General features: G+C 43.2%; 18 protein-coding genes. 4 read left to right on the top strand and 14 right to left on the bottom strand.

Translation table 11 applies throughout. From position 1 onward, the window contains the following. Positions 1-3: 3 nt before the first annotated feature. The 3 genes from SB724_RS15250 to SB724_RS15240 form a co-directional block, all read right to left on the bottom strand. On the bottom strand, positions 4-894 hold the full coding sequence (locus SB724_RS15250) for a carbohydrate ABC transporter permease (protein ID WP_007613590.1): 891 nt from the start codon (positions 892-894) through the stop codon (positions 4-6). Positions 895-918: 24 nt separating this feature from the next. Next, complete coding sequence (locus SB724_RS15245; protein WP_410571874.1) at positions 919-2184, bottom strand: ABC transporter substrate-binding protein; 1266 nt, start codon at positions 2182-2184, stop codon at positions 919-921. Between the two features lie 73 nt (positions 2185-2257). Beyond that, positions 2258-3244, bottom strand: coding sequence for an SIS domain-containing protein (locus tag SB724_RS15240; RefSeq protein WP_038459750.1), 987 nt, complete (start codon positions 3242-3244; stop codon positions 2258-2260). Between the two features lie 316 nt (positions 3245-3560). On the opposite strand from SB724_RS15240, the gene SB724_RS15235 reads away from it, so the two are divergent. Beyond that, entirely contained in the window at positions 3561-3833 is a 273-nt protein-coding gene (locus SB724_RS15235) for a DUF1648 domain-containing protein (RefSeq protein WP_007410095.1), read from the top strand. A 38-nt stretch (positions 3834-3871) separates the two neighbouring features. On the opposite strand, the gene SB724_RS15230 is transcribed toward SB724_RS15235, so the two are convergent. The 3 genes from SB724_RS15230 to SB724_RS15220 form a co-directional block, all read right to left on the bottom strand. Further along, complete coding sequence (locus SB724_RS15230) at positions 3872-4246, bottom strand: nucleotide excision repair endonuclease (RefSeq protein WP_007410094.1); 375 nt, start codon at positions 4244-4246, stop codon at positions 3872-3874. Positions 4247-4311: 65 nt separating this feature from the next. Beyond that, a complete protein-coding gene (locus SB724_RS15225) occupies positions 4312-5427 on the bottom strand; it encodes an NAD(P)/FAD-dependent oxidoreductase (protein WP_410571786.1) in 1116 nt (371 codons plus the stop codon). A 37-nt stretch (positions 5428-5464) separates the two neighbouring features. Beyond that, positions 5465-6166, bottom strand: coding sequence for a class I SAM-dependent methyltransferase (locus tag SB724_RS15220; RefSeq protein WP_072177425.1), 702 nt, complete (start codon positions 6164-6166; stop codon positions 5465-5467). Positions 6167-6243: 77 nt separating this feature from the next. On the opposite strand from SB724_RS15220, the gene SB724_RS15215 reads away from it, so the two are divergent. Together SB724_RS15215 and csn are read left to right on the top strand one after the other, a co-directional pair. Then, entirely contained in the window at positions 6244-6705 is a 462-nt protein-coding gene (locus tag SB724_RS15215; RefSeq protein ID WP_410571784.1) for a DUF2691 family protein, read from the top strand. Between the two features lie 136 nt (positions 6706-6841). Continuing rightward, complete coding sequence (gene csn / locus SB724_RS15210; protein ID WP_410571782.1) at positions 6842-7678, top strand: chitosanase; 837 nt, start codon at positions 6842-6844, stop codon at positions 7676-7678. Between the two features lie 307 nt (positions 7679-7985). On the opposite strand, the gene SB724_RS15205 is transcribed toward csn, so the two are convergent. The 4 genes from SB724_RS15205 to SB724_RS15190 are packed head-to-tail and all read right to left on the bottom strand — an operon-like array spanning position 7986 to position 14501. Further along, positions 7986-9602: a type I restriction-modification system subunit M gene (locus tag SB724_RS15205; protein ID WP_410571780.1), complete on the bottom strand. Its 1617-nt coding sequence runs from the start codon at positions 9600-9602 to the stop codon at positions 7986-7988. 17 nt (positions 9603-9619) lie between these two features. Next, positions 9620-10819 carry a restriction endonuclease subunit S gene (locus SB724_RS15200; protein ID WP_410571778.1) on the bottom strand — a complete coding sequence of 400 codons (1200 nt, stop codon included), beginning with the start codon at positions 10817-10819 and terminating at the stop codon, positions 9620-9622. A 42-nt stretch (positions 10820-10861) separates the two neighbouring features. Further along, positions 10862-13918, bottom strand: a complete 3057-nt coding sequence (locus SB724_RS15195) for a type I restriction endonuclease subunit R (protein WP_410571776.1) — start codon at positions 13916-13918, stop codon at positions 10862-10864. 4 nt (positions 13919-13922) lie between these two features. Then, positions 13923-14501 carry a restriction endonuclease subunit S gene (locus SB724_RS15190; protein ID WP_410571774.1) on the bottom strand — a complete coding sequence of 193 codons (579 nt, stop codon included), beginning with the start codon at positions 14499-14501 and terminating at the stop codon, positions 13923-13925. Positions 14502-15076: 575 nt separating this feature from the next. Here SB724_RS15190 and SB724_RS15185 point away from each other — a divergent pair. Then, entirely contained in the window at positions 15077-15211 is a 135-nt protein-coding gene (locus SB724_RS15185) for a hypothetical protein (RefSeq protein ID WP_410571772.1), read from the top strand. 566 nt (positions 15212-15777) lie between these two features. Here the strand turns inward: SB724_RS15185 and sufB are convergent. From sufB to sufD, 4 genes are read right to left on the bottom strand one after another with little or no spacing between them, the layout of a single operon-like run. Continuing rightward, positions 15778-17175, bottom strand: a complete 1398-nt coding sequence (sufB, locus tag SB724_RS15180; protein ID WP_007410090.1) for a Fe-S cluster assembly protein SufB — start codon at positions 17173-17175, stop codon at positions 15778-15780. A gap of 19 nt (positions 17176-17194) precedes the next feature. Next, complete coding sequence (gene sufU, locus SB724_RS15175) at positions 17195-17638, bottom strand: Fe-S cluster assembly sulfur transfer protein SufU (RefSeq protein WP_003151877.1); 444 nt, start codon at positions 17636-17638, stop codon at positions 17195-17197. After that, a complete protein-coding gene (gene sufS, locus SB724_RS15170) occupies positions 17628-18848 on the bottom strand; it encodes a cysteine desulfurase SufS (protein WP_007410089.1) in 1221 nt (406 codons plus the stop codon). The genes sufU and sufS overlap by 11 nt, the downstream gene beginning before the upstream one ends. Further along, positions 18848-20161, bottom strand: a complete 1314-nt coding sequence (gene sufD / locus SB724_RS15165; RefSeq protein WP_007613603.1) for a Fe-S cluster assembly protein SufD — start codon at positions 20159-20161, stop codon at positions 18848-18850. Before sufD ends, sufS begins: the two co-directional genes overlap by 1 nt. Between the last annotated feature and the right edge of the window lie 2 nt (positions 20162-20163).

Here is a 20163-nt window from a genome sequence, read left to right as displayed (position 1 = left end):
CGGCTACTCCTCCTTTCCGGTCTTAAAGAATTTCATCTGAATAAGAGACAGAGCAAGCGTCAGCAAAAGCACTACCGTCGCGATCGCAGAAGCGTAGCCCATCATATCTTTTGTAAAAGCGCTCTTATACAAAAATGTGCTCAGCACTTCTGAAGCATTGCCCGGCCCTCCGCCGGTCAGAATATACGGTTCATTAAATACGGTAAATGCGCCGGTCAGCGTCATCACCACGGCAACAAACGACATTTCTTTCGTCTGCGGCACCGTAATGTGAAAAAACTGCTGGATTTTTCCGGCTCCGTCCAGCTGCGCCGATTCATATAATTCAGCGGGAATGCTCTGAATCGAGACAATGTACAGCATGGCAATGTAACCGACAGACTGCCATTGAGACACAAAAATGACAGACAGCATAGCGGTGTTTTCATCGCCCAGCCACGCCCGGGTCAGTTCATCAAGTCCGACGGCTTCCAGCAGCTGATTCAAAAGCCCGATTTCCGGGTTATAAATAAAATCAAACAACAGCGCAATGACGGTCATGGAAATGACGACCGGAAGAAAAAATACCGTACGGAAAAACGGCGACCATTTTCTTACCAATCTGTCTTCCAGCACGGCCGCCAGAATTAAGCCGCCGCCAACCTGGCAAATCAGCGATATGACCGCATACAGCACATTGTTGCGGAGTGCTGTAAAAAACACGGGATCGTGGAACAGGTCAATATAATTTTTCAAACCGATAAACGTCTTTTCGGGTTGAAATGAGCTCCATTCAAACAGACTGAAAAACACATTCTCAATAATCGGAATGTAAACGAACAGCAGAAAAATCAGCGCGGGCGCGAGAAACAGATACGGAATGAAACGGTTTCGGCTGACCAAGGAAATCCTCATCTCCTTTCTCCAAAGAAATCTGTTCTATTCAGATGACGCTTTGACCTGACGCGCCGCTTTCTGCACGGAATTCATCACCTCGCGCGGTGTCATTGTGCCGCCGAGCATCTGCTGAACGCCTGCCGCATACACATCGGCGATTTCAACGTCAACATCCATATCAAACCACGGCACCATTGTTTCTGCGCGGACGATATCCTGCACGGCTTCGCGCTGGATCGGGGCGGAATTGTTTTCTGTCGCCGTTCCTTGAACCGCGCTGTATTTACCGACGTCTTTTATCAGCTTCTCTCCCATTTTTTTCGAGGTTAAAAACTGAAGAAATTCCATGGCTTCTTTCGGGTGCTTCGTTTTTGAGGAAATCATAAATCCTTCCGGAGATCCGGTCAGTGCACGGGGAGATCCCTTTTCGCCGCTGATTTTCGGGAAAGGAAACAAGCCCAGATTGACCGGTTCGACGAGCTTAATTTCTGCCGTTTCCGCATAAATCATCGCCGCTTTGCCGCTCGTAAACTGCTGGCGCACGTATTCGTGATCGACAGAGTTCACGTGCTTTGTAAAGTACGGCAGAAGTTCCTGAAGCTTTTCAAGCGCTTTGACATAGCCTTCGTCCGTAAACTCCCCGGTTTCCGGGCTGTAATCCTTCGCCCGCGTTTTTTCATCCACCATACGCTGGTTCAGCGTCCCGATATAATGAGAAATGGTCCAAGGCGCTTTTGTGCCGAAACTGATCGGAATATATCCGTTCTCTTTCAATTTCTCAGAGACTGTGATCAGTTCATCCCATGTCGCCGGGGGCTTCAAATGTAATGTATTAAAAATGTCCTTATTATAAAAGAATGATTTAGCGTCCATTTGCCACGGAACACCGTACTGTTTTCCGTCATGCGTAAAGGGTTTGATTTGTGACTGCACAAGCTGTGAGGACCAATCTTTATCCTGCTGATAGTAAGACGACAGATCGAGGGCTTTATTTCCTTTGATGAATTTATAAGCAAACCGGTCGCTCCATGAAAAGAAAATATCAGGGGGGCTCGTTGTTCCGAGCATGACTTTCACCTTGTCTTTATAAGAATCGTTTAAGACCGCTTCCGTTTGGATATGAATATCCGGATGAGCGGATTCAAATTCTTTGACCGCTTCTTCAAAATAGCTTTTTTCCGGCTCCTTCGGCCACCTGTGAAAAAACTTCAGGGTCACTTTTCCGTCAGAGGAACTGCTTTGGCTTGAACAGGCGGCGGCTGACAGACATACAGCTAACAGAACGAACAGGCAGATGAGCTTTTTCAGATGCTTTTCCTCCTTTGTCACCGGACTATAACGTTATATATCATTATAGTCCGGTGAAATATAATGCGCGTTCTTAATATTCGACTTTCCACATGTAACGCCGCTTGCTTAACGGATGGTTCCTTGCTTCCGCCAGCGCATCCGCATAGCTTCTGAGCACCCGGTTTAATACGAGAGGAGCCAGGTAGCCTTTTACAGAATCGTCAATTCCGGAAAAATCATATGCTGCAGCATCAAGCACAGTCAGTTTTTTGCCGTATCTTTTTGAGAAGGAAAGCGCCCGCTCTTCAAGGGGTCTTGTTTCGTCTAAGCCGAGCAGGATAATAAATGGAACGGATTCATCAATGATTTCGAACGGTCCGTGAAAATATTCTCCGGCATGAATGGCGTGGGAATGAATCCATTGCATTTCCATGAGAATGCAGATGCTGTAGGAGTAAGCGACGCCGTAGTTCGCACCGCTTGCCATCGTGTAAATGATATCTTCTTTTTCGTGGGCTTTCGCGAATGCCTTTGCGTGATCCGCTTCTTGTTTAAGCGCTTTGTCATATACGATCTGGAGCTTATTGAGTCCGTCGATCGCCTGCTCAAACGCGGGATGGTTTTCCAGCACGTGTAAAACACCGAACACGATTTGATACAGAACTCCGTAATTCGTATTTATCGCCTGTGCGTTCTCACCCCAGTCATACACCGCGACATATTCGGCTTCTTTCGCTAACGGCGAATCAGGCTCAAAGGTCATCGCAATCGTAAGCGCGCCTTTTTTTCTGGCGAAACCGGCGGCTTTCACCGTTTCCGGCGTATTGCCTGACTGAGAACATAAAATCACGAGAGAGTTCTCTCCGAGCTGAACCGGATTGCGCTGAATAAATTCATTTGAACTGTAGAGATCAGAGCTGATGGCTTTCGCCTCTCTGTCAAACACGTACTTGCTCGGATACATAATGGCTGAAGAACCCCCGCAAGCGACGAAAAAGACGTGATCAATCGTTTTTCCTTTCAGATCATCCAAGAAAGCCTGAACCTTGTGATTCACTTGTGCGGCAGTTTGACTCAAATCCTTCACTCCTCAGTATTTTATTATATAATGTTATATAACATTATATAACGTTATATTAATCGCAACAAAGGTGCGTTGTCAATCATATTTTCTGAAATTTCTAAAATATAAAACAAACCCGTCTTATTTCCCTCCCTCTCTTGACCTGACCCTTAGAGACACGTTTAGAATGAAAAGCAGGGAGTGATTCAGAATGAATATAAAAGAAGCCGCCAGGCAGACGGGTCTCACGAAAAAAGCCATCAAATGAATACTGAAAAATGAACTTTTTTACACTAAAATACTATTATATGTAAAAAAGGGGAGTGTTCATATGTTTTTGATGAATGATAAAGTGCTGTGGGGAGCTGTGGTTCTCGCCTTTATTCTTTCGATTGTGTTTTATCCGTTTCTTCCTGCTGATATGGCCATTCACTATGACGTGTCGAACCGTCCGAATACATCAATCAATAAAACAGCCGGCGTCCTGATTTTTCCCGTGCTCATGATGATCTGCATGTTATTCAGAAAAAAGGTCGTCCAGCTATTCCTCGTCGTTTACTGTCTGCTGATCGTGCATATTGCCGTGATGTGGCTGGCACTGTAAACATAAAGAAAACCGGAGCCCTTAAGCTCCGGTTTTTCTTATTTATAAAATACTTTCTCAATGTTGTATTTCGACTGAAGGGTATTGATCGCGTACGTTTCGTAAATCTCCCTTTCCATCGGATCATTTACGACACATACTTCAATTTTATACACTTCGTCCCTGTGATGTTTAACAGGCGACACATTGTCTTCAAAATGCTTTTTGATTCTTTGTCTTAATTTACGGGCTTTCCCGACAAACAGCAGCTCATCATGAATGTTATAAAACATAAAGATGCCGCCTTTGTCTCTCGGAATTTGGTGAAAATCAATAAAACCGTAAATCGCTTTAATCGCCGGTTCATTCTCCGACGGTGACTGCTGCCGTTCCGTAATGGTTACATCAGGAGCAGGAAGGTTTATTTTTATCAAATGGGTCACGTCCTCTTATTCATTAAAGCTCCATCCTATCATAAGAATGCGCCAAAAGCTATTTTTTATTCAAGCGCCCCGGCCGGATCATAAAGGCTCAAATCAATTTCCGTCTGCTGCCCGAGCGCGAGTTTCGCCAGTTCAGCCCCCAGATACGGCCCGCTCGTCAGCCCTGAGGCGCCCAGCCCGTTGGCAACGAGGAGTCCGCTGATATTCGGCACTTTGCCGATGACGGGAAGAAAACCGGGAGTAAACGGCCTGAAACCGACTCTTGTCTCTATCATAGTACTGTCTGAAAGCCCCGGCGCCACGGTTAATGCTTTGTCAAAAATCTCGCGGAGACCGCCGGCCGTCACCCGCAAATCCATGCCGGTATCGTTTTCATGAGTCGCGCCCGCTATGATTCTGCCGCTGTCAAAAGCGAGAATGTATTGATCGTTTGGGGGCATGACGACGGGCCAGCCGCCCGTCTCCTCTCCCTGAAGCTCTAAATGAACGATCTGCGCCTTTTGGTATGATACTGAAAAACGGATGCCGAGCGGCTCAAGCAGCTCTCTCGCCCAAGCGCCGGCCGTTACGAGAACCTGGTCGGCAGTAAGCGTGCGTTCTGCGGTTTTCACACCGATGACGGCACCGTCCTCTGTCAATATTGACGCTTCTTCATTGTAAACAGCCGCTCCGTGCTTAACGGCCGCATTTAACAGCGCCTTACGAAGCGCTCTCCCGTTCACCCGGGCCGCGCCGCTGACATGAACCGCCCCGTATTCCTCCGACAGCGCGGGGAACAGCGCCTTCGTTTCTTCCGGAGTCAGTCTTGTAATGTCACCGATTTCAGGGGCGTCCTCTCTTCTTTTATAAGCTCTTTCCTCCATTTGGCTGAGTTTTTTTTCATCCGTATGGAGGCTGACAGCACCGACCTTTTGATAACCGGTTTCTGTTTCTCCATCAGCTTCAAGCTGCTGTATCAATTGGTTATAATAGCGGGCTCCGCCTTTTGCGATCGCATACCATGCCTGATTGCGGCGCTGTGACAGCCACGGGCAGACGATCCCCGCCGCGGCGTCAGTCGCCTGCCCCGGGTGCTTCCGGTCAATGACCGTTACATCCGCCCCGGCCTTTACGAGATGATAAGCCGCGGACGCACCGAGAATGCCGGCCCCGATAATCAAATAAGACTTCATATATAACACCTTTTCTATCTGTTTTGTCTTATTTATTTTAACAAATAGAGCGCCCGGTTCCTACCGGAGTCCTGACAGCAATGATGAGTTTCGAAAACGGAAACGTATAATAAAAGGAATACGTTCTTGTCTGAAAGCCGTTTTCCTCAAGAATCTCTCTGTATTGTGATGTATTTTTTATATCTGACACGGCCAATGTGCCGCCAGGCTTCAGCACCCTCACCATTTCTGCAATCGCCCGTTCCCTCTCTTTTCTGCCTGAAATGTTGTGTACGACAAAATGCGAAATGACAAGGTCAAACGTTTTATCAGGAAACGGCATGTCTTGCGCGAGTCCGTCATACAAATCAATTTCCGGCGCTCCTTCTGCCCGTCTGTTCTTTTCAAATGCGTCTCTCCCGTTTCCGCCCAGATCCCAGCCTGACCATTTGTCAATGGCTGAGACGTCAGCGCCTTTTTGAGCCGCGGCGATGGCTAGCAGCCCCCGTCCCGTCCCAATATCAAGCACCTTCATGTCCGGCTTTAAACCGGAAAGCGCAAGAATGCGATGGCGGTGTAAAAGTTTAATGGCCGTTGAATACAAGAGCATCCAAAGACCGAGCAATAAAAACAAGGTGCCCGTCAGCCAGCCCCAGTAAGGAGGAATCATACCGCATAACGTGGCTGCGGCATAAAGGAGCGCAAGAAAGATAAATCCAAACGCTCCATAAGGCGCATCAATTCCGTATCGTGTTGTCATAACACCCACCCCTTTCAATATTTATCCAAATGGTATACCATATTATTCTAGCAAAAGCTGAAAGGAGATACGACCATATGAAACGCTGCATTACATTTGACATCCCAAATGAATTCGGACGGTTTGCGGCAGATATATTACAACCGTTCCCCCTCTCTTCCTATACGTGGTTTATCGGTGATGGAGAAGCGTATACTGAATTCAAAGAAGACACCGATACAGACCTGTTTCCGCAAAATCAGCGCATCATTCAGGGTCAAGAACTCCGTCAGCGTCTGGAAGGAAACCCTTATTATATGATTTTTGCTGAATTGAAAGCTTTCCCGGGCGGGATGGTAACGGAAATCAATACGTACGAGGAGTATTTGGAGAGTTCCTGTGAACTTGTGCTTCTCATTGCAGATTGCTCGTATGTAACGTTATATTGCAAAGATCCGGATATGCTCGAAGCCCTTTATCAGCAGGCTGTACAATGCGGGTTTCACCGCGTTGACTATGTGACAGATGAGAATGACGCGAGAACGGGATTGTCTGTCTGATGAAGGTGCGTTCTTTTTATGAAGCGCCTGATAGGGCTTAGGATTCAAAATATTGACAAATTCGTGTGTTTTCAACAAAAAAACAACCCCCTCATGTATACTGAGTGCGTAACTTACATATGAAAGGGGTATGGCAATGAAAATCAGCTTGAAGAAAAAAGCAGGTTTTTGGAAGAAGACGGCGGTTTCGTCACTTATTTTCACCATGTTTTTTACCCTGATGATGAGCGGTACGGTTTTTGCGGCCGGGCTGAATACAGATCAAAAGCGCCGGGCGGAACAGCTGACCAGCATCTTTGAAAACGGAAAGACGGAAATCCAATACGGATATGTTGAAGCGTTGGATGACGGAAGAGGTTACACTTGCGGGCGGGCCGGCTTTACGACGGCTACCGGAGATGCGCTGGAAGTAGTCGAAGTATACACGAAAGCGGTGCCGAATAACAAATTGAAAAAGTATTTGCCTGAATTGCGTCGTCTTGCGAAGGACGAAAGCGATGACATCAGCAATCTGAAAGGATTCGCTTCTGCTTGGCGCTCACTTGGCAATGATAAAGCCTTCCGCGCTGCCCAAGATAAGGTAAATGACAGCTTGTATTATCAGCCGGCGATGAAACGTTCAGAAAATGCCGGACTGAAAACGGCCTTGGCAAAAGCGGTGATGTACGATACGGTGATTCAGCATGGCGACGGCGATGATCCAGACTCCTTTTATGCCCTGATTAAACGCACGAACAAAAAAATGGGCGGGTCACCGAAAGATGGGATTGATGAGAAGAAATGGCTCAATAAATTCTTGGATGTGCGCTATGACGATCTGATGAATCCGTCAGATGAGGACACTCAGGATGAATGGAGAGAATCGGTTGCCCGTGTCGACGTTTTCCGCGAAATTGTCAAAGAGAAGAACTACAATTTAAACGGGCCGATTCATGTCCGGTCAAGCGAATACGGTAATTTCACTATTCAATAAACAAAAAAACCCCGCCATATGGCGGGGTTTTACTATTAACCGATGGAGCCTTCCATTTCGAACTTGATCAAATTTGCTCGAAATGGGATGGACTGATTTACAACAAAACCGTTTAAGCCTTTGATATATAGCCATTTCTTTAAATGGTTTAAAATGGTTTAAAATGGTTTAAAATGGATTATAATGTCAAGTTGGCATGAACTAGAATCCGCATACAATATCAGCTAAGTCCCCCAACTTTCGTTGTTCCCAAATGTTTGTGAAAAGAGCCAAGGTTTAAATCCTCCTTAGCTCTTTTCTAACAATATTATTTACCTAAAAGACTGATAAATTTACTCAGTTCCTCTTTGGCTTCATCTGTTGTCCCTTCCAGCTCATTCAATAGCCCAAACAAATTATCATATGAACTCGCAATTTCCGCTTTAACTTCTGCCAACTCTTGAGCTACTTGTGAAAGTGGAATTACTTCTTCTTCTTCAAACGTGTCGACATAACGTGGAATGTTTAAATTGTAATCATTTTCTTTGATTTCATCCAAAGATGCCACATGAGCATATTTCTCAACGTCTTTACGGTTACTGTATGTTTCAATAATTTTGTCGATGTTTTCAGGAGAGAGTTTGTTTTGGTTCTTTCCTTTTACAAACTCATTTGAAGCATCAATAAATAATATGTCTTTATTCTTGCGAGCTTCACGACCTTTAAACACAAGCACACATGTGGGGATGCCTGTGCCAAAGAACAAGTTAGCTGGCAATCCAATCACAGTATCTAACAGATTGTTGTCGATAATACTTTTACGAATTCTACCTTCCGACGCACCACGAAAAAGTACCCCATGCGGCAAGACTATAGCCATTGTTCCTGCTTTATCTAAATGGTAAAGTCCATGAAGAACAAAAGCGTAATCTGCCTTAGATGCTGGTGCTATACCATAACCCTTGAAACGTGTGTCTTTTTCTCTATCAACGTTTTTTGTATCCCACTTATGGGAATATGGGGGATTTGATACGACTGCGTCGAACTTCAAAGGAATTTGTGTGCCATCTTTTTCAGCAAATGGCCAGTCAGCATCCAGTGTGTCTGCTCGTTTCAACTCCATATTGCGATAATTTACCCCATGCATCATTAAGTTCATGCGAGCTAAGTTATAAGTCGTCGTATTTAACTCTTGACCGTAAAACTCAACACTTCCTTCTTCATCACCATTTGGTAATTCTTTTTGGACTGTTAGAAGAAGTGAACCAGATCCCATTGTAGGGTCATAAACACGGAATTGACCGCCAGTTCCATCTGCATCATTTGTGACAATTTTTGCTAGAATTTGACTAACTTCATGAGGTGTATAAAATTCCCCGCCTTTTTTACCAGCATTTGCAGCAAATTGTCCAATCAAATATTCATAAACGTCACCCAAAATGTCGTGCCCTGAATCGTCTTTGAAAGTGAACTCGTTAATCATCAATACGATATCATTCAAAGCCTTTGCACGTTCGTTTGTACTTGAGCCAAGACGTGTGTCCCCAAGGTTAACATCTGAAAATACATTAGCAAAGTCCGCTTCTGCGACTGCGTTACGTTTAGCATTTGTATTGAATGAGTCAAACATATCTTGGAAATCACTAGCTTTGATTTTGTGATTTTCGATTTTTGATACGATTTTGTCCCAGGTATAGGCTGGGTCAATCGCATATCCGATACCTTTACTGATTTCTTCGAGGTAATCCTCTTTTTCAGTGTCATCTTTCACTTCGTAGAAATCTTCCAAATCATTAACTCTCAAGTATTCATCCTGATTTTCTGATAAGTAGCGATAGAACATAAATGGTAAAATATAATTCTTATACTCACTTGCATCCATTGTTCCACGCAGTTTGTTAGCCATTCCCCACAGCTTTGATGTAATATCTGTTGCATTACTCACTTGTGTCATCTCCTTTTTTATACAAACATTTGTTGAAGCAGCGATTTCTTCACATTTTTAAGCGAATTTAACTCACGCTGATGAAGCGCGATAGTGTCATCAAGTTGTTTAAAAAAATTTCCTATTTTAGCTTGTTCATCTTTTGAAGGAACTGAAGCTGTTATCTGTGAAAGGGTTGGAAACTGCACTCGTTGCCTTTCTATTAAAGAACCAGTTGCAAACATCTTATACATCTTTATTGCTAGAGGTGTTTTTAGCCAGATACCGAAGTACTTGCTGTCATAGTTCTCAGTTGTTTTCATAGTGATGTAATATCCTGAAACAGCAACTTTTTTACCAGTTAAATTCAAATCAACAGCACCTAAAGTCATGTTCATCGGATTATAAATAAATTCGTTATCTGAAACAGATTTGAATTGATCTTCCTTTTTAACCAAAAATTCTCTATTGTAGCGCTCTGTTTTCGGCGTAAGGCCATTCTCAACTGTTAGACTCCACAATTCAAGGTTTTCTACTTTCGGGTTGACGTATTCTGAAGTCTGTTCAAAAACCTCTCCCAACTTACACTGTTCCCAAGGATCAGTAAATCCTTCAAAGCGAATTTCAGGAACATTGGCTCCATCTTTCGGAAACATTTTTTGAAGTAGACTCTTTTTCGTATCCTTAAACAGTTCCAACTCACGCTGATAAAGGGTGAGGGTATCCTCCAGTTGTTTGAAAAATGAACCTATTTTTTCTTGTTCTTTCCAACTAGGTACTCGTATAGGGATTTGATAAAACGACTCTAATTCAAGGTTTCGACGAACAACACTCGCTCCTTGTGTTGAAGCATTTTTGTACTCTTCCAACATTCTTGGAAGTCTAAGTTGTGGTTCGATGAACTGGCTATCTAAATCTATAAATTTAAACGTCCTATAGCTAGGTGATACAATTCCTTTACCAATGTTATTAACGTTAATATTTCCAAGCCAAAGATTCTGTGGCGACAATACTAAATCACCATCTTCAATAATCTTATATCCTAGGTTTGATGTCCCCGAGACTCGACCATTTCTAATTTCCATCCCAGAATTTGTACTTGATAGAACAGGATATTCGTTTTCAGTCTTTGTCTTAATACTAAATTCTTTTAGCTTATCTCCCAACTTTCGTTGTTCCCAAGCATCTGTATATCCTGCGAATCTTATTTGAGGTGATTTTGATATTTTCTCGCTCATTTCTGATCTCCTTTTTGTAGTAGGCTTAATTTTATCACTTGACTATTCTCCCTTCTTAATTTCGTCAGCCATTTCGTAAAATGCTTTACGAAATTCAATGCGATACCGAACCCAGCTTAAAGCTGCAATCTCTTCAACTGCGATTTCTTTATAATCAGCTCTTGCGTCATTCATGATTGCTGTTAACTCCCCTTGTTTATCCATATCCTCTTGACCTAATCGGTGTTTCTTAATCAAGTTTTCAAGTTCCTTAGGCTTTGTACTGTTATCAAGTCCCCAAGTGCGGATGAAGTTCGTTACAAGTTGGATATTCGTATCCTTTTGTGCTTTATCCATTGCTTGGTTCATTTTCTCAACACTTCGTGGTGCTGGATAATGATCAAATTCAAACTCTTTCGAGAAAATCTTAGATACAAAATGACTCATCTTAGATTTTTCTTTTTCATTGTCAGACTTGGCAATTTCAAGATGGATTTCATCACGTGTACTTTCCGCTTCCGACATTTTGTTTGCGTGTACTTCGTCAGCCATCTGGGCGATCAACTCAATCAAATAATCATAGTTGATGGTCACATCGTGAATATGAACCATAGAGAGATTGACTTGCGAAATATCAATGTCTTCTCGCTTCGCACGTCGTTCTTTCAACTCACCAGCAATGACAGTTGTTAAAATGACTTCCTGCTCTTCAGTAATACCTAAACGTTCATAGAACTCTTCAGGATTATCATAGGCAGAAATAGGATTTTGGTCATCATCTACGGTATATTGTTTCAACTGACTCAATAAACGATTATACTCTTTCAGATTCTCAAAAACTTCATCCTGTGCTTTTTCACTTGGTGGTAATTGTATAAAATCGTCTGTGAGTGTGGAAAGCTTCTTGATGACTTCTTGCATCTCAGCTTGGACCTTGCTAAATGGTTTGGAAGTGATACCAGACTCTTCGTTGCCTTTCTTCAATTCTTCAAGTGAAAGTTGTTCGTCGGCAGATGCACGATTTGAATAAATAGCAAAAGCCTTATTCATTTCATACTCGTTTTGCTCCGGCCAACGAAAATTCACGACATTTCCCCAAGGCTTATCGACAACGTTATGTATTCGATTTGTACGTGAGTATGCCTGAATCAAGTTCCCTCCCTTTAGCGTTCGATCAATATAGAGCGTATTCATCTCAGGCGCATCAAAACCGGTCAAAAGTTGATCCACAACAATGACCAAATCTAAATAGTTGCCATCATCAGCTGTCTTGTTCAAACGTCGTGCTAAGTCTTCTGTGTAGGCTTTAACTGTAGTCATATCAAAAGCTGTGCCAAACATTGCGTTATAGGTTTTGATGGCTCTGTGCAAGTTTTCGTTCGTTTTCAGCTGATGAATACTATTGGATGTGTCTGCTGAGAAACTTACTGCAATTTTTAACCGTTGATCTGCTGGACGATTCGCATTTTCTTCAGCAAACTTATCAAAATATTCCATCGCTCTTGGTGTACTTGCTTTATTACCACCAACGTGGACTGTAAACAAGGCATTATACTTACGATCATTTGAACGTTTCTTCCAATTATCAAAGATGTCTTTCACTACTAACTTCACATGTTCTGGACTATAGTCGTAAACACTACCACGAATATTATCATCAATATCCTCTTCGGTAGGATCTTCGGGAGCCTCGATCGTTTCCTTAAATTCAACGTTAAACCCTAATACATTTTTATCCGCAATAGCTTCTTTAATGGTATATGCATGTAATAGTTCACCAAAGATTTCTCGTGTTTCGGGGAATTTTGGTGTACCAGTATAACCAATCCAAGCAGAATTAGGAATTGCTTTTCGAATCGTTTCAAGCATCCCTTCATTTTCAGTACCACTGCCAGTTGAACGGTGGGCTTCATCCACGATAAAAAGAATATTTTCATTAAGTGGCTTGAAGCTGTCCCGCGCTACATAACGCGACATTTTTTGGATACTTGTTACAATGATGTTCTTATCGCTTTTCTTCGTTAGTTTGCGATGAAGATCTGAGATATTGGCTGTGTCACCCACCACACCAGTTTTCCCTTCAAAACCAGCAACAGGATCATAGGCTTTATAAGCATCTGCTGTTTGGTTGGTGAGTGCGATCCGGTCAACCAAGAAGATCACTTTATCTACATTTGATAGACGGCTTGCCAGCCACGCTGTCTTAAAACTTGTGATTGTTTTACCTGAACCTGTCGTGTGCCAAATGTATCCTAGTTTACCACCATCATATTTAAAGTCAAACTTTCTAACTTTATCAAGCACACGCTTTGTGGCATAGACTTGATACGGACGCATGACTTTGATACTTTCTTTGTTTTTTGTACCATCTAGTACCATGTAACGTGTTGCCAAATCATGGGCCATTGGAATGGACAACACTTTATCCGCAAATGTTTTCCATGATCGAATAGGGCGAGCATCATCTTCGTTTTGCCAGTTGAAAGCAAAAGCTCGGTTAAAGTTTTGGAGTGGGGTATTTGCCATATAACGAATATCAAACGGTGTCATCGCGATTAAAATCTGCAAAGTTGAAAAGATACCGCTGAATTGTTTTTCAGCTATATACTGTTCCATCTGATTTAAAGATTTCGTAGCGCTATGAAGTGCTTTCTTTAATTCGATTTGAATAATCGGCAAACCATTAATGAGCAAAGTCACATCAAACCTGCGAGTCGTTTTACCATCAACAACTTTTGGCCGTTTAATTTGATTCACTACTTGATAAACGGTATTCCCGCCACCGACTTGGGCTTGGTCGAATACTGTCAAGAACACATGTCTACCATTATCAAGGTCAACTTCAATTTCAGAAACACCATTAACGCCATACAAAAACTGTCCGGCCTGGTAAGGTGATTCGATACTTGTGATGATTTTCTTCACTTGGTTAAATTCAGTAACAGACAAGGGCTCATCTAATCGAGCGCTATTGTTTTGTTCTAGGATTATTTTAAAGTTATCCCAAAGTTGTTCAGTTGTTTTAATGTCTTTTTTGTATTCCCATTGTTTTACTCCACCGATTTTGGTCAAATAATCGATAACTTCATTTTCAAATGCTAATTCCGATTGACTTTTCATTTAATTACTCCCCCTTTAATGTTCCTTCTATTACCGAGCTCGTAAACTGCCCTATCAAGTCTGCGTATTGGCTTAACTTATTTTGTAGCTTCATTGTTTCTACGTATATAGTGCCTATTTTCTTCTGTTCCTCGATCGGAACAACTGGAACGATCATTTCCCCAAGGGCACGAAGCGGAATTCTTAGAACAAGACCACTCCCCTGTAACTCCCTTTCTTTTTGTCGCTTCACATCTTTATGAGCATTAAATAAGTAAAGAAAATATCTCTTATCAAGTTGTTCGCTATCAAACTCTATTTTCGTAAAATTGAGGGACAACACTTTACCAACATTATTTTCACCGACAATTGTTGCTAGCTGCAATGAGTTACTGATAACAACATCACCTTCATTTAACGATAGGTTACTTTGAAATAAAGGTTTTGCCTTTTCTTCAACAGCTACGTCCTCACGATTATAATCCGCTTCAAAAGACGCTTGGTCATAATAATTTATTTTTCGAGTTTCAAACTGCTTTTGTGCTCTTGTTGGATTAATACCAGGAACGAATGTTACGAATTCATTTAATTTTCTTTTCTCCAAATAAATCGCCCCTAATCATAGAAATTATTTTTTGAAATATTTATATATTACATATTAAAACATATCGAGTTTGCTTCGTCAACGATAATATGAAATATTTATATATTTCATTATTGCTTTAAAAAATGCCTGCTGAAACTATTTTAAATCCTTGTTTCTTCACTCTTCCGCACCAACTTGTTAAACCATCATTGCAAAAATGCATCCCCTATTCAACGTTATTTTTGTTTCCACAAACGACATCAAACCGCTAAAACCAAATTACTCATGATTAATCTCAAATCCCACAAAACAAACAAAACCCTTGAAATCACACCATAAGCGATTCCAAGGGTTCAACTATCATATTTTCGTCAGCAGTACGACTGTCTCCTCATGATATTGATGATTGATGTAGCTTTGTTCACCTAAAACAAGCCGTATTTTTTTGATTTCACCATTATATGGATAAAAATGAATAATAAGGTGGTTTAACATCCTATCCTAGACTGTTTTGTGTTAATAAAAAGGTGGGAAACGTGATTAACCATCAATTGAAGTATTAAAAAAGCTTAGAAGTTCCATACGAGGGTTTGATGAAAGCAGCAGGATATATGAATTTAAATATAACTATGCAAGGTGAAAAAACAGAGGATATTATTGAGCATATACAGGAATTACCTGAAAAGTTTGAACAACGGTTATGCTACGAGTTAGAGACGAACGATTGAAACTTGATCATTTATTAGATTCTAATGATCCACTATTTTTTAAGGACAGGCTTCTGACAACAGAAGAAAAATCAAAATTAGGGGCCTTATCGAAATTGCTTTAAAGGATGGAAAGGGGAAAAGGTGTCATGGCAAACTTCAGAAAGTTAGCCAGTGGAAAATGGCAGGCAGGGGTACACAAGGATGGAAAATTAGTAAGCCTTACAAAAAAGGAAGCAGAAAATAGAAGCAGCAAAAGTTGAAGAAAGAAAATATTATGGACAAACAATAAATGATCGCAATATGCTTTTTGATAAAGTTGTGAAAGGATCAGCTTGAGGATAAAAAAGCAAATGTAAAGGAATGAACCTTTGTTCAGCTTGAAGTAATTTTAGAAATTACATCGCTTGGAGCATAAAACCATCAAAACAACAGCTGATCCTTATCTTGATATTACCGAAAAATAGAAGAAGACGAACTTCAAAAGTTCGCCTCCTATACTAAAAGATAAGGTCAACTTGGCACAAATTTGGCACGCCACCAAGTTGGCACGGGATGAAACCCCTCAAACCTTTGATATATATAGGTTATCCGATACTACCTTCCATTTCGAACTTAATCAAACGGTTCATTTCAACTGCGTATTCCATCGGAAGTTCTTTTGTGAATGGCTCGATGAAGCCCATAACGATCATTTCTGTTGCTTCTTCTTCAGAAATACCGCGGCTCATCAGGTAGAAAAGCTGTTCTTCAGAAACTTTTGATACTTTTGCTTCGTGCTCCAATGAAATGTTGTCGTTCAGGATTTCATTGTAAGGGATTGTATCAGAAGTTGATTTGTTATCCATAATGAGCGTATCACACTCGATGTTTGAACGGGCGCCGTCCGCTTTTCGTCCGAAGTGGACGATACCGCGGTATGTTACTTTTCCGCCTTGTTTAGAAATCGATTTTGATACGATTGTGGATGACGTATTCGGTGCAAGGTGAATCATTTTCGCACCTGCGTCCTGATGCTGCCCTTTGCCCGCAAGAGCGATAGAGAGCGTCATGCCGCGCGCGCCTTCACCTTTCAGAATGACAGCCGGATATTTCATCGTCAATTTAGAACCGATGTTTCCGTCAACCCATTCCATCGTCGCGTTTTCTTCACAAACCGTACGTTTCGTTACTAGGTTGTAAACGTTGTTCGCCCAGTTTTGAATTGTTGTATAACGGCAGTAGCCGCCTTTTTTGACAATGATTTCAACAACTGCGCTGTGAAGCGAGTTTGTTGTGTACACAGGAGCCGTACAGCCCTCTACGTAATGAACGCTTGCTTCTTCGTCAACGATGATCAGCGTACGTTCGAACTGACCCATGTTTTCGGAGTTGATGCGGAAGTAAGCTTGAAGCGGTGTTTCAACCTTCACGCCTTTAGGCACGTAGATGAAAGATCCGCCGGACCAAACAGCTGAGTTCAGCGCCGCAAACTTGTTATCAGTCGGCGGAATGACTTTCGCCCAGTGCTCGCGGAAAATGTCTTCATTTTCTTTCAGCGCGCTGTCTGTGTCTTTGAAGACGATGCCTTGCTCTTCAAGATCTTCTTTCATATTGTGGTAAACAACTTCGGATTCGTACTGTGCAGAAACACCGGCAAGGTATTTTTGCTCAGCTTCAGGAATACCGAGTTTGTCGAATGTCTGTTTAATTTCCTCAGGCACTTCATCCCAAGAACGCTCTGAACGCTCAGACGGCTTTACGTAATACGTAATTTCGTCAAAGTTTAAAGAGTTTAAATCCCCGCCCCACTGCGGCATCGGCATGTTGTAGAAATGCTCAAGAGATTTCAGGCGGAAATCAAGCATCCATTGAGGCTCTTCTTTCATGCGTGAAATTTCTTCTACGATTTCTTTTGTCAATCCGCGCTCTGAACGGAAAATGGAAACGTCCTTATCGTGAAAACCGTACTTGTATTCACCAATTTCAGGCATTTTTTTAGCCATCCATTTTCACTCCAATCTTTTAATTGCCGCCTTTTTCGCCAGCGACTCCTTTTTCAAGTGCTTTCCATGAAAGGGTGGCACATTTAATCCGGGCCGGGAATTTCGAAACGCCTTGAAGAGCTTCAATATCCCCGAGATCTATCGAGTCGTCATACTCTTTCCCTTGCATCATGTCTGAGAAAATCTTAGACATGGAAAGGGCGGTATCAATATCTTTTCCTTTAATCGCCTGCGTCATCATGGAAGCTGAAGCCATGGAGATAGAACAGCCTTCCCCTTCAAACTTCGCTTCCTGAACGGTATCGCCGTCAAGCTTCATTGTCAGTCTGATCCGGTCGCCGCAAGTCGGGTTGTTCATATCGACGACGATGCTGTCATCCAAAACCCCTTTGTTGCGCGGATTTTTGTAATGATCCATGATCACTTGTCTGTATAATGTATCTAAATTTGCATTAAAAGACATTTGTAAAGTACTCCTTTGTCTTTTGGAGGGCTTCCGCGAGCTTATCGATCTCTTCCTCTGTATTATACAGATAAAAACTCGCTCTCGCAGTAGCAGATACATCCAGCCATTTCATGAGCGGCTGGGCGCAATGATGTCCGGCTCTGACCGCAATGCCCTCAGCATCGAGGACAGTCGCGACATCATGAGGGTGAACCTCATCAAGATTAAATGTCACAAGTCCCGCCCGCTCTTTCGGACCGTATACCGTCACGCCGTCTAGCTGCTCGAAACGGTCAAGCGCATAGGCTGCAAGCTTATGCTCATGCCGGGAAATCTCGTCGAGTCCGATCTCTTCAAGAAAATCAATCGCGGCTCCCAATCCGATCGCGCCTGCGATAATCGGCGTGCCTGCTTCAAATTTCCACGGAAGCTCTTTCCAAGTTGATTCATAAAGCCCTACAAAGTCGATCATCTCGCCGCCAAATTCGGCCGGCTCCATATTCTCAAGCAGTTCTTTCTTGCCGTACAGCACGCCGATTCCCGTCGGGCCGCACATTTTATGGGAAGAAAGCGCGAAGAAGTCGCAATCCAAGTCCTGAACGTCGATTTTCATGTGCGGTGTGCTTTGCGCCCCGTCCACCACGATGACCGCGCCATTGTCATGAGCGATTTTGGCGATCTCTTTAATCGGGTTGATCGTGCCGAGCACGTTTGACACATGAGCGACTGCCACGATCTTCGTATGGCTTGTGACAGTCTGCCGGACGTCGTCCAACGAAAGCGTGCCGTCTTCCTGCATCGGGATATATTTTAAAGTCGCGCCGGTTGCTTTGACAGCCTGCTGCCACGGAATGATATTCGCATGATGCTCCATTTGGGTGATGACCACTTCATCACCGGGTTTTAAGCTGGCGCGGGCATAGCTCAGCGCCACCATATTCAGTGAAGTTGTCGTGCCTTTTGTGAAAATGACCTCAGCCATTGATTTCGCATTGATAAACTTACGGACTTTTTCACGCGCACCTTCATAGCCGTCTGTCGCTCTCGTGCCAAGAGTATGAACGCCTCTGTGGACATTGGAATTGTATTTGCTGTAATACTGATCCACTGCTTCAATGACAGCACGCGGCTTCTGGGAAGTCGCCGCGCTGTCAAGGTACACGAGGTCATGTCCGTTCACTTGCTGATGAAGGATCGGGAACTGTTCACGAATATCGGTGATATTCATTATTTTACTTTCCTTTCGATGACGGAGACGAGCTGTTTCTTAACTCCTTCAATCGGAAGCTCTTTTACCACCGGAGCAAGGAATCCGTAAATGACTAAGCGCTCCGCTTCTTCTTTCGGAATTCCGCGGCTCATTAAGTAGTAAAGCTGGATCGGGTCCACACGGCCGACAGATGCCGCATGTCCTGCAGTTACATCGTCTTCATCAATTAAAAGAATCGGGTTTGCATCTCCGCGTGCTTTTTCACTCAGCATCAGAACGCGGGATTCCTGTTCAGCGTTTGCTTTCGACGCGCCGTGCTCGATTTTGCCGATTCCGTTAAAGATGGAAGATGCGGCATCTTTCATGACTCCGTGCTTCAGGATATAGCCTTCAGAAGCCTTACCGAAGTGGATGATCTGCGTCGTAAAGTTTTCCGTCTGTTCTCCTCTTCCGACAACTACGGTTTTCGTATCGCCGTATGTGCCGTCTCCGTAGAGGTTTGTCGTATTTTCAGAAATCGTGTCGCCGTCGTTCATCAGTCCGAGCGCCCACTCGATTCTGCTGTCGCGTCCGCGCGCGGCTCCGCGGCGGTTGACGTATGTTGTGACGCCTGCTGACAGGTTGTCAACGGCTCCGTACGTCACGCTGGCATTATCACCTGTGACCACTTCACTGATAATGTTGAATACAGCTTCTTTCGGATTCACCGTGCTGATGTAGTTCTCAACGTAAGTGACGGAGCTGTGGTCTTCAGCGACGATCAGCACGTGGTTGAACAATGCCGTGTCATTGCTTTCATGAACGTAAACGGCCTGAACAGGCGTCTCCACCTGAACGTTTTTAGGAACATAAAGGAATGCCCCGCCGTTCATTAATGCTGCATGAAGCGCGGTCAGTTTATGTTCGTCGACCTTAACGCCGTCTTTCATGAAGTACTTCTCAACGAGGTCGCTGTGCTCACGGGCAGCCGTTAAGATGTCCGTAAAGATGACTCCTTTGTCTTTCAGTTCTTTAGAAAGAGAAAGAAAAGCGGGCGTTTGGTCACGCTGCACGTATAACGTTTTGTCTTCGTTTTCGATATCGATCAGCGCTTTTGCTTCATCAGCTAAATCTTCTAAAGAAGCAAGCGGCGCATTTTCTACTGTATGCTTGTTGAACTTTGTAAAGTTCCAATTTGTGATTTTTGTTTTATCAGGCTTAGGCAGCGGCAGATCTTCAGCTTTTTCAAGAGCCTGTAAGCGCAGGTTTTTCAGCCAGGCAGGTTCTTGATGCTTTTCGGAAAAGCCTTTGACATATTCCTGATCTACGGATAGTTTCGTTTCCAATGTCATGA

The organism is Bacillus sp. SIMBA_031 (assembly GCF_046535225.1).
Lineage (GTDB): Bacteria > Bacillota > Bacilli > Bacillales > Bacillaceae > Bacillus > Bacillus velezensis.
This window is presented reverse-complemented; position numbering and strand designations above follow the sequence as displayed.